At 66.5% G+C, this 9,924-nt stretch carries 7 protein-coding genes; 4 read left to right on the top strand and 3 right to left on the bottom strand.

The genetic code is table 11. From position 1 onward, the window contains the following. The first annotated feature begins 100 nt into the window (after window positions 1-100). The 3 genes from VMJ11_RS09675 (at window position 101) to VMJ11_RS09665 (ending at window position 3,758) form a co-directional block, all read left to right on the top strand. Window positions 101-1,651, top strand: a complete 1,551-nt coding sequence (locus VMJ11_RS09675; protein ID WP_325619194.1) for a sugar ABC transporter ATP-binding protein — start codon at window positions 101-103, stop codon at window positions 1,649-1,651. A gap of 40 nt (window positions 1,652-1,691) precedes the next feature. Continuing rightward, window positions 1,692-2,717 (top strand): ABC transporter permease subunit, encoded by a 1,026-nt coding sequence (locus tag VMJ11_RS09670; protein ID WP_325619193.1) that lies wholly within the window; start codon window positions 1,692-1,694, stop codon window positions 2,715-2,717. A gap of 96 nt (window positions 2,718-2,813) precedes the next feature. Next, a complete protein-coding gene (locus VMJ11_RS09665) occupies window positions 2,814-3,758 on the top strand; it encodes an ABC transporter substrate-binding protein (protein WP_325619192.1) in 945 nt (314 codons plus the stop codon). A gap of 49 nt (window positions 3,759-3,807) precedes the next feature. Here VMJ11_RS09665 and VMJ11_RS09660 read toward each other — a convergent pair whose 3' ends face one another. The 3 genes from VMJ11_RS09660 to VMJ11_RS09650 form a co-directional block, all read right to left on the bottom strand. Beyond that, window positions 3,808-4,794, bottom strand: coding sequence for an aliphatic sulfonate ABC transporter substrate-binding protein (locus tag VMJ11_RS09660; RefSeq protein ID WP_325619191.1), 987 nt, complete (start codon window positions 4,792-4,794; stop codon window positions 3,808-3,810). 183 nt (window positions 4,795-4,977) lie between these two features. Beyond that, the gene (locus VMJ11_RS09655) at window positions 4,978-6,942 is read right to left on the bottom strand and encodes a diguanylate cyclase (protein ID WP_325619190.1); all 1,965 of its coding nucleotides are present in this window, start codon (window positions 6,940-6,942) and stop codon (window positions 4,978-4,980) included. Between the two features lie 133 nt (window positions 6,943-7,075). Beyond that, window positions 7,076-8,329: a DUF1479 domain-containing protein gene (locus tag VMJ11_RS09650; RefSeq protein ID WP_325619189.1), complete on the bottom strand. Its 1,254-nt coding sequence runs from the start codon at window positions 8,327-8,329 to the stop codon at window positions 7,076-7,078. Between the two features lie 193 nt (window positions 8,330-8,522). On the opposite strand from VMJ11_RS09650, the gene VMJ11_RS09645 reads away from it, so the two are divergent. After that, on the top strand, window positions 8,523-9,924 hold a 1,402-nt coding region (locus VMJ11_RS09645), incomplete at its 3' end, for a DHA2 family efflux MFS transporter permease subunit (protein WP_325619188.1).

The following is a 9,924-nucleotide window of genomic DNA, read 5'->3' as shown; positions in this document are numbered from 1 at the left end:
GGCGCGGCCACGCTCCCCATGTTCTTCAACTTTTCGCCGCGCGCGGGCATCCTCATGGGCGCCGGCGCACAAACTTACGCACAAGCGCAGGAGGAGAGCCATGTCGCCCTCTGAGTCCACGCCCCCGCTGCTGGAAATGCGGGGCATCTCCAAGACCTTCCCCGGCGTGCGCGCGCTCGACAACGTGCGCCTCACCGTCTACCCAGGCGAAGTCCACTCGCTGATGGGCGAGAACGGCGCAGGCAAATCCACGCTGATGAAGATTCTCTCGGGCGCCTACCGCGCCGACCCTGGCGGCGAGATCCTCATCGAAGGCAAGCCGGTCGTGATAGACGGGCCGCATGCCGCGCGCGAGCTGGGCGTGGCGGTGATCTATCAGGAGCTGAGCCTCGCCCCCAATCTTTCGGTGGCCGAAAACATCCACGCGGGCCGCGAACTGCGCAAGGGCGGCCGCTTCGGCACGGTCGATCGCCGTGCGATGGAGCGCGGCTGCGAAGACGTGCTCAAGCGTCTCGGCGCGAGCTTCGGGCCCACCACGCTGGTCGGCTCGCTCTCCATCGCGGAGCGCCAGCTCGTGGAGATCGCGCGGGCCGTGCACAGCGACGCCCGCATCATCGTGATGGACGAACCCACCACGCCGCTCTCCTCCCGCGAAACGGAGCGCCTCTTCAAGCTCATCAACCAGCTGCGCGATGAAGGCCTTGCGATCATCTACATCAGCCATCGCATGGCGGAAGTGTACGAGCTCTCCGACCGCGTTTCGGTGCTCCGCGACGGCAGCTACGTGGGCACGCTCATGCGCGACGCGCTCAACGCGGAAAGCCTCGTGAGCATGATGGTGGGCCGCGATATTTCGGGCTTCTACAAAAAGGCCCATGCACCCTACGATCCGGGCAAGGTCGTGCTCACCGTGCGTGACGTTGCCGACGAGAAGCGCGTGCGCGGCTGCAGCCTCGACCTGCATGCGGGCGAAGTGCTCGGCATCGCGGGCCTCGTGGGCGCGGGCCGCACCGAGCTCGCGCGCCTCATCTTCGGCGCCGAGCCGCGTGCACGCGGCGAGATTGCCATCGACGGCAAGACGCTGCATGTGCACACGCCGCGCGACGCGATCAACGCAGGGCTCGTCTATCTGACCGAGGACCGCAAGCACCAGGGCCTCTTTCTCGACATGAGCGTGCGCGACAACATCAACGTGGCCGTGGCCGGGCGCGACGCGCGCCTCGGGGTGCTCGACCTCGCGCGCGGCGCCGAGCGCGCGAAAGAAGCCATTCGCGCGCTTTCCATTCGCGTGCCGAGCGCGCGCGTGAACGTGGGCGCGCTCTCGGGCGGCAACCAGCAGAAGGTGCTGCTCTCGCGCCTGCTGGAAACGCAGCCGCGCGTGCTGATCCTCGACGAGCCCACGCGCGGCGTCGACATTGGCGCGAAGTCGGAGATCTATCGCATCATCAACGACCTTGCAAAAACCGGCGTGGGCATCATCGTGATTTCAAGCGAGCTGCCCGAAGTCATCGGCGTGGCCGACCGCGTGCTCGTCATGCGCGAAGGCGTGTTCGCCGGCGAGCTCGGCGGCTATACCGGCAAGCCCATCACCCAGGAAGCGATCATCGAACTCGCCACCGGCTCGCAGCAAGCGCTGGACGAAGCCGCCTGATTCTCACCGCATACGCTGAAACGTTCCTCAGGAGTACGATATGAAAAGCATTCTTCCCCGGCATGGCGTCGCGGCTTCGCCCACGGAACCGGCGCGCAGCGCCGCGATCGACGGCCACCGCGCCCGCGTGAAGTCGCTCATCCGCACGGCGGGCATGCTGCCGGTGCTGGTGCTGCTGTGCATTGGTTTTGGCTTCCTCAACGACGGCTTCTTCACGCTGGAGAACCTGTCGATCGTCACGCAGCAGGCGTCGATCAACATCGTGCTGGCAGCCGGCATGACCTTCGTGATTCTCACGGGCGGCATTGACCTCTCGGTGGGTTCGGTGCTGGCCGCCGCGGCCATGGCTGCCATGATCGGCTCGAACATCGTGGGCTGGGGCTGGCTCGGCGTGCCCATGGCGCTCGCGGTGGGGCTCGGTTTTGGCCTCATCAACGGCGCGCTCATCGCGCTGCTGCGCCTGCCGCCGTTCATCGTCACGCTCGGCTCGCTCACGGCCGTGCGCGGCATCGCGCGCCTCATGGGCCACGACACGACGATCTTCAACCCGCAACTGTCGTTCGCCTTCATCGGCAACGGCACCGTGCTCGGCGTGCCCTGGCTCGTCATCATCGCGCTGGTCGTGGTGGCCGCCTCGTGGTTCGTCCTGCGGCGCACGGTGCTCGGCCTGCGCATCTACTCGGTGGGCGGCAACCCGGAAGCGGCTCGCCTCTCGGGCATCAAGGTGTGGGGCATCGAAATGTTCGTGTATGCGGTGTCGGGCCTGCTCGCCGGCCTCGGCGCCGTGATGTCGGCCGCCCGCCTCTACGCGGCCAACGGTCTGCAGCTCGGCCAGTCGTACGAACTCGACGCGATCGCCGCCGTCATTCTGGGCGGCACGAGCTTCGTGGGCGGCGTCGGTTCGATCATCGGCACGCTGATCGGCGCGCTCATCATCGCGGTGCTCACCAACGGCCTCGTGCTGCTCGGCGTCTCGGACATCTGGCAGTACATCATCAAGGGGCTCGTGATCGTCGGCGCCGTGGCGCTCGACCGCTACCGCCAGCGCGGCTCGGCGCGCACCTAAGGCGCCTCTACCCGGATATCGCAACAAGCGCGCTCGCGGGCGGTCCTCCTGCGAGCGCCAGAAAGTACCCAACAGGACCCCTCAGGAGACAATTCCATGTTCATGAAAAAAGCCGTTCTCGCCGCCGCCGCACTCTCACTCGGTTTCGCGCTGCAAGGCGCGCACGCCGCCGACAAGCAGCTCAAGTCGATCGGTATCACGGTGGGTTCGCTCGGCAATCCTTACTTTGTGACGATCGTGCACGGCGCGGAAGCGAAAGCGAAACAGATCAACCCGAACGCGAAGGTCACGGCCGTTTCCGCCGACTACGACCTGAACAAGCAGTTCACGCAGATCGACAACTTCATTTCCGCGCACGTGGACATGATCCTCCTGAACGCGACCGATCCGAAGGCGATCGAGCCGGCGGTGAAGAAGGCCGAGGCAGCCGGCATCGTCGTGGTGGCCGTGGACGTGGCCGCCGCGGGCGCCAACGCCACCGTGCAGACCGACAACGTGAAGGCCGGCGAGATCTCGTGCGACTACCTCTCGAAGAAGATCAATGGCAAGGGCAATGTGATCATCCAGAACGGCCCGCAGGTTTCGGCCGTGATCGACCGCGTGAACGGCTGCAAGCAGGTGCTCGCGAAGTCGCCGGGCATCAAGATCCTCTCGGATGACCAGGACGGCAAGGGCTCGCGCGAAGGCGGCATGAACGTGATGCAGGGCTACCTCACGCGCTTCCCGCAAATCGCCGGCGTGTTCACGATCAATGACCCGCAGGCCATTGGCAGCGATCTTGCTGCGAAGCAGCTGCATCGCGGCAACATCGTGATCACCTCGGTGGACGGCGCACCCGATATCGAAACGGCGCTCAAGAGCGACACGCTCGTACAGGCTTCGGCCAGCCAGGACCCGTGGAAGATGGCGCAAACGGCCGTGCAGGTGGGCTACGACATCATGAACGGCAAGAAGCCCGCCAACCCGATGATCGAGATGACGCCTCAACTCGTCACGCGTGACAACGTGAGCAGCTACAAGGGCTGGTCGTCGCCGCACTGAAGCGCGCACCAGAGCGCGCGTTGCCTCCGGGACGCCCGTGCGCGCCGCGTCATGCGAGCACGGCGTCCTTCGTCGCCACGCGGCGCGGAATGATCTTCAGGTCGTAGAATGTGTCGGCGATTTTCTGCTGCTGCGCGATCACGGCGGCGTCGATGGGCCGGTACTCGTGCGCGTAGTGCGTGAGGCCGGTCTGGATCGTGGCCGCGTCGAGCCCCTGGATCGGCGCGAGCTTCGCGGCCGCGGCCGCCGTGTTGGCGCGTACCCACTGCCCCGTCTTGCCGAGTTCGTCCAGCGCGATCGCCAATGCGTCTTTGCTCTTCTGCGCGAATTCGCGCTGGCTCAGGAAGAACTGGTGATGGCTCGCCACGCCGCTCGCATCGGCAATGAGGCGTGCACCGTCCTGCGCCTGGACGGCGGCAAGAAACGGATCCCTGATCGCCCAGGCGTCGATGGCGCCGCTTTGCAACGCGGCGCGCGCGTCGGCGGGAGCGAGAAACTGGGGCTGGACGTCGCCGATAGAAAGGCCGTGCTTCTGCAGCAGCGCGACGAGGAACCAGTGCACGTCCGAGCCGCGATTCAGGCCGATCTTCTTGCCCATGAGCCCCGCCACGTCGCGAATCGGAGATGCCTTCGCGACGACTACGCCCTCTGCGTGCGGCGTGGGTAATTCGTAGGCCGTATAAACGAAGTCCGCGCCGGCGGCCTGCGCGAACACGGGCGGCGCTTCGCCCACGTAGCCGAAGTCGATCGCGCCCACGTTCAGGCCTTCGAGCAGTTGAGGACCGGCCGGGAATTCGGTCCATGTCACCTTGATGCCGACCGGCGCGAGCCGCGTTTCCAGCGTGCCGCTCGCCTTTAGCAGCACAAGCGTGCTCGCGGCCTTCTGGTAGCCGATGCGCAACTGATCGGACTGAAATTTCGCCCACGCCGAAGCGGGCAGCGCCGCGCTGGCGAGCGTCGCGCCAAGCGTGGTGAGGAACCTGCGGCGGGAGACAGGGCTAACGCGGGGAATAAGGCGAGGCCTGCTGCGAGTCATCGTCGGGCGGTCCGTTCGAGCATGGGACGGCGCCGACACGGCGTCGCCATCGAGATCGCCAATGCTACCCGGGCGCGCACATTCGCCGAACCGATGTTTCACGCCAAGCAATTCACGGCGCCAGGAATGCCGCCATGCACCGGGCTCCCGCGCGTCGCCAACGTCAGCTACCGTGCCCGCGCGTCACGCGCACTCGATACGGTTGCGGCCGCCCTTTTTTGCGCGGTAGAGCGCGAAGTCGCTACGCGTGAGCGCGGCCTCGGCGCTCGGGTCGGCGGCATTCATCATGGTGATGCCGATGCTCACGGTGAGGACGACCGCGCCGGCGTCACCCGCGAGCGGCTGCTCGGCAAAGCGCTCCTGGATGCGTCGCGCGACGCTTTGCGCACCTTCGAGGTCGGCGGCCGCGAGCAGGATCGCGAACTCCTCGCCGCCGATGCGGCCCGCGAGGTCGCCCGCGCGTAGCTGCGTGCGCAGGATTTCGGCGAAATTGCGCAGCACGTCGTCGCCGATCGCGTGGCCCCAGCGGTCGTTGATCGATTTGAAGTGGTCGAGATCGCACATCATCACGGCCGCGCCGGAGCCGCCACGGCGCACCTGTGTGAGCTGCGCCTCGATGCGCGCCATGAAATGACGGCGGTTGGGCAAGCGCGTGAGGCTGTCGGTGCTCGCGAACTCCTGCAGTTCGGCTTCAATGCGCTTGCGCTCCGTCGCGTCGGTGATGAAGCCATGCCAGACCGTTGTGCCGTCCGCAAGGCGCTGAGGCCTCGCATCGCCTTGCCGCCAGCGCAGGCCCTGCTGCGGCAGTTGCACGCGAAACTCGAGGTGCCACGGCGTGAGATTCGCCGCCGATGCCTCGAACGACGCGCGCCATGCATCGAGATCGTCGGGATGGATCAGCGCATCCACACGCGCCGTGTCCTGCGCGACCTGCTCGGGCGTGAGTTCATAGATCTCCGCGATGCCCGCACTTGCATAGGAGAACAAAGCATGGCCGCCGGGCAACTGGCGGCGCTGGAACACGAGGCCAGGCACCTCGTTCGTGAGGCTCGTCATGAGCGCCGCGCTCTCGCGCAGACGCTCGGCCATCTCGCGCATGGAGGTGATGTCGGTGGTCGTGCCGATCATGCGCAGCGCACGCCCTTGCGCGTCGCGGCTCATGACCTTGCCGCGGCTGCAGATCCATTTGTAGCTGCCGTCCTTGCAGCGAATACGATGCTCGACCTCGTAACCCGGGGTGCGACCTTCGAAATGCGTCTGCATTGCGGCCTTCACATAGTCGAGATCGTCGGGATGCAGACGCAGATAACTGTCCTCGATGCGGTTCGTCAGCTCATGCTCTTCGTACCCGAGCATCGCCTTCCAGCCGGTCGAATAGCGGATCTCGCCAGTCACCACATCTCGGTCCCAGATGCCCGTGCCGCTGCCCGCGATGGCGTGTGTGAGCAAACGTTCGTGCTCCCGCAGAGCTTCAAGCTCCGAGTGCAGCGAGTGCTCCTCTTCCCAGGGAGCGCCGGTGGCGTCGTCGCGCCCCGGCTGTGCCGCGAGCGCCGCGGCCAAGCGCGCAAAGTCGTCGAGGCTTGCCCGCGCGGCGGCGTCCAGTTCGCGTGGCGCGGGATCGAGCAGGCAGAGACTGCCCACGTGCTCGCCCTGAGCGCCATGCAGCGGCCATGCGGCAACGAAGCGAAATGGCAGCCCGCCCGCGCGCGCAAGCACAGTGAGCCAGGCGGGATCTTCGGCGATATCGGGCACGACGAGCGGCTCTCGCGCCTCACGCGGGCGCGGCCACTGCGCGAGCGCGCTCAGCGCCTGATTGAGCCCCTCATAGAGGGCCTCGTCCAGGCCCGCACCGATCCGGCGCCAGGCAGGCGCATCGCCCGGCAGCAAACAGGCCGCCGCCACGCCAAAATGCGCGGCAACGAGGCGCAAAAGCCCGTCGAGCAGCACGTCCGGCGACGGCTGGGGCCCAGTCGCCGGAGGACAGCCCGAAAAACCGGCATCCGCATTTTCGGTGGCGAGCGCAATCGCATTTAAGTGCAAGCGCAACGGCTCCTCGAGGCCCATGCCCGTCTCTCGCCCCGCGGCGCACCCAGGCGCGGCCTTGCTGAAGGGCGGAACGGCCTCAGGCGTCGACGAAGGAACGGTCATGGCGTGCGCTCGAACAGGAGAAACGAGCGCCTAGTATATAGCGCGCGCATTGCGCTGCGGCGACCGTTCCGGGGGCATCCGGGCGCTCTCGCGCCCGGCTCGTCAGAACAGCCGCTCGTTCGGCTCGTGCAGATCAGCCCTCGTCCGGCAGGCCGAGCTGCGCGCGGCCGAGCGGCGTGAGGTCGGCCACGCCGGCCCGCCCCGCGAAATCGACTTCGAAATGGTCGCCCGGGAAGTCGGGCGGGCTGCGGCCTTCGAGAAAACTCGGCAACTGGCGCTGCAGATAGGCGTCGTTCTTCGCGCAACCCGGCGCGGCCGCGATATACATCACGTTGCTGTAACCCGCGCCGTGGTGCTCGTCTTCCACGGCGTGAATCACGTCGCTATGCCAGAACACGGCATCGCCGGCCTGCATCTGCGGGATCGAGGTGAGCGCCTCGAATAGCGGCGCGTGCCACTCGGGCCGGATCGATAGCGCGCGGCCCGGCTGCGCGCCGCACAGGTCTTCGTCTGCGACATCGTCCTGCAGCGCGCGCAACAGAATGTACGCCATGGCGTTGGCGATGGGCACGAGCTGCAACGTGCCGTCGCCGGGCCCCTGCGGCGTGAGCGCGGTCCAGCCCTGGAAGGTGCGGAACATCGAGCAGACCGCCGGCGAGGGAATCTCGTTCACGTCGGGCCGGAATGCGGCGTCGAACGGGTCATAGCGCCGCCAGTCGCCGGAAAACACATGGCGATAGACCTGGCGGAAGTTCTCGTCGATCCAGCGCTCGACCGAGCCGCCGTCGCAATGCGCGGAGAGCCCGAGCGACGCCGAGCCGGGCGGCCGGCGCCGCAAGCGGTCGGCATAGGCGGGCACGACGTCGGGATCGAAATGCACGCGGCCGTCGCTCTCGTGGCGCCAGAGGCGATTGAGAAACACGCGCGCGGTGGTGAGCTCGGCGGATTCGCGCGCGAGCACCTGCGGGCGCGACCAGTAGATGCCGTAGATCTGCGGGCGGCTCGACTTGAGCTGGCCGAAATAGCGGTCTTCGGCGCGATTCGCGAGACGCGCGTCGAGATCGTTGCGCGTGACGTAGTCGGCGATTTCGGCATCCCAACGCGCGGCCTGCTGCGGTTCGAACACACGGCGAATCACGCAGGCGCCGCGCGCTTTCACGAACGCTATCGCTTCGGCGCTCACACGCTGCGCCGCGATGTCCGCGAACGCAATCTCGGGAATCACGGCCTCGCCCGTCTCGCGCTGCCGTGCAATGAGGCGCGCTTGCTCGGCTGTCGCCTGCGCCACCTCCTCGAATACCTCGCGATAGTTCGGCAACCGCGCGCGCAGCGTGCGTTTGGCTTGCCGGATCGCGGCCGGAAGATCGTCGATTTGAAGTGCGGCCATGCTCGTCTCCAGGGGTCAGGTTCGGCGTTGGCGCCGGATGCCGCGGCGCCCGCGGGTGGCGCCATGAGTAATTTAGCAGCGCTTGGCAAAGGCTTCCCGCGAGGCGTGCCGTGCCGCCGAACTTGAAAGTTCGACTGTTTGTCTTCATGCTTCGCAAGATGCAGCCGCACAAGAAAACCCCGGACGCCCGGCGATGAACGAGATGCGCGAGCACGCCGGCCCCTCCAGCCGGATCGATCCTTCCGTCTGGAAGGTCGCCGTCGTCGTTTCCATCGGTTCATTCATGGCGCAGATGGACTCGACGCTCGTCAACGTCTCCCTCTCCACCCTCGGCCACGCGCTCGACTCGCCCATTGCCACGGCGCAGTGGATCGTCAGCGGCTACCTCCTGGCCATGGCGCTGATGCTGCCGCTCAACGGCTGGCTCGTGGACCGCGTGGGCGCGAAGCGGCTTTATCTCTTCGCGTTCGCGACGTTCACGCTCGCTTCGATACTGTGCGGCGCGGCGCAGACCACGGGCGAGCTGATCGCCGCGCGCATCTTCCAGGGTCTGGTTGCCGGGCTGCTCGCGCCGATGGCGCAGATGATGATCGCTCGCGTGGCGGCGAGGAACATGGAGCGCGCGATGGGCTATGCCGCCCTGCCCATCCTGCTCGGACCGATCCTCGGCCCCGTTCTGGCCGGCGCCGTGCTCGCGCGGGCGTCCTGGCCCTGGCTCTTCCTCATCAACGTTCCGGTGGGCGTGCTCGGCGTCGTATTGGCGGCCCTGCTGCTTGCGCCGGATGCCGGCCTGCTGCAGCGGCGCCGCTTCGATTTCACGGGTTTTGCCTTGATCTCGCCGGGGCTTGTCGCGCTGCTCTACGGACTCCAGAACGCCTTGCACGCCGAAGGCATCATGCCTCTTCTCTCCGGCGTCGCGTTGCTCGCGGCGTTCGTGTGGTATTCGAAACTTCGCGGGAGTTCGGCGCTCATCGATGTGCGAATGTTCGCGGACCGCAAGTTCGCCGTACCAGCCATCACACAATTTCTCGCCAACGGCATGCTGTACGGGCGGCAGCTTGCCGTTCCGCTCTATCTCATAGCGGGCTGCGGTTTATCCACGAGTCAAGCCGGTTGGCTCCTTGCTTCGACAGGCGTGGGCATGATGGTTTCGTTCGCCTGCATCGGCTTTCTGACCAACCGGTTGGGCTGCCGTGCCCTCGTTGCGGGCGGGGCATTGCTGGCGCTGCTCGCAACGATCTCGTTCCTGTGGATGACGGGCCACCGATTTTCTGGCGGCGTGGCATTGGCCAGTCTCTTCCTGGCTGGCTTGGGTCAGGGAACCATCAGCATTCCTTCTATTTCGGCTGCGTATGCGTCGATGCCGAAAGCAAGGCTTCCCGTGGCGAATACCGCATTGAACATCGCGCAGCGCATAGGCGGTCCTGTTGCGACGACACTCATCTCAATCTCTCTTTCCCTGGCAGTGCCAACCAGCTCCGGCGTGCAGCCACGGCACTTTCTGCTGGCCTTCGCGATGCTCTCAGGCATTCACTTCCTGTGCTTCGCGGCGGCCATGCTGCTTCCTGCGAAAGTGCAGCGTGCGAGCACAGGAT

The organism is Paraburkholderia sp., assembly GCF_035501035.1.
Lineage (GTDB): Bacteria > Pseudomonadota > Gammaproteobacteria > Burkholderiales > Burkholderiaceae > Paraburkholderia.
Note: the sequence above shows the minus strand (reverse complement) of the source record. Positions and strands in the feature narration are given on the sequence as shown.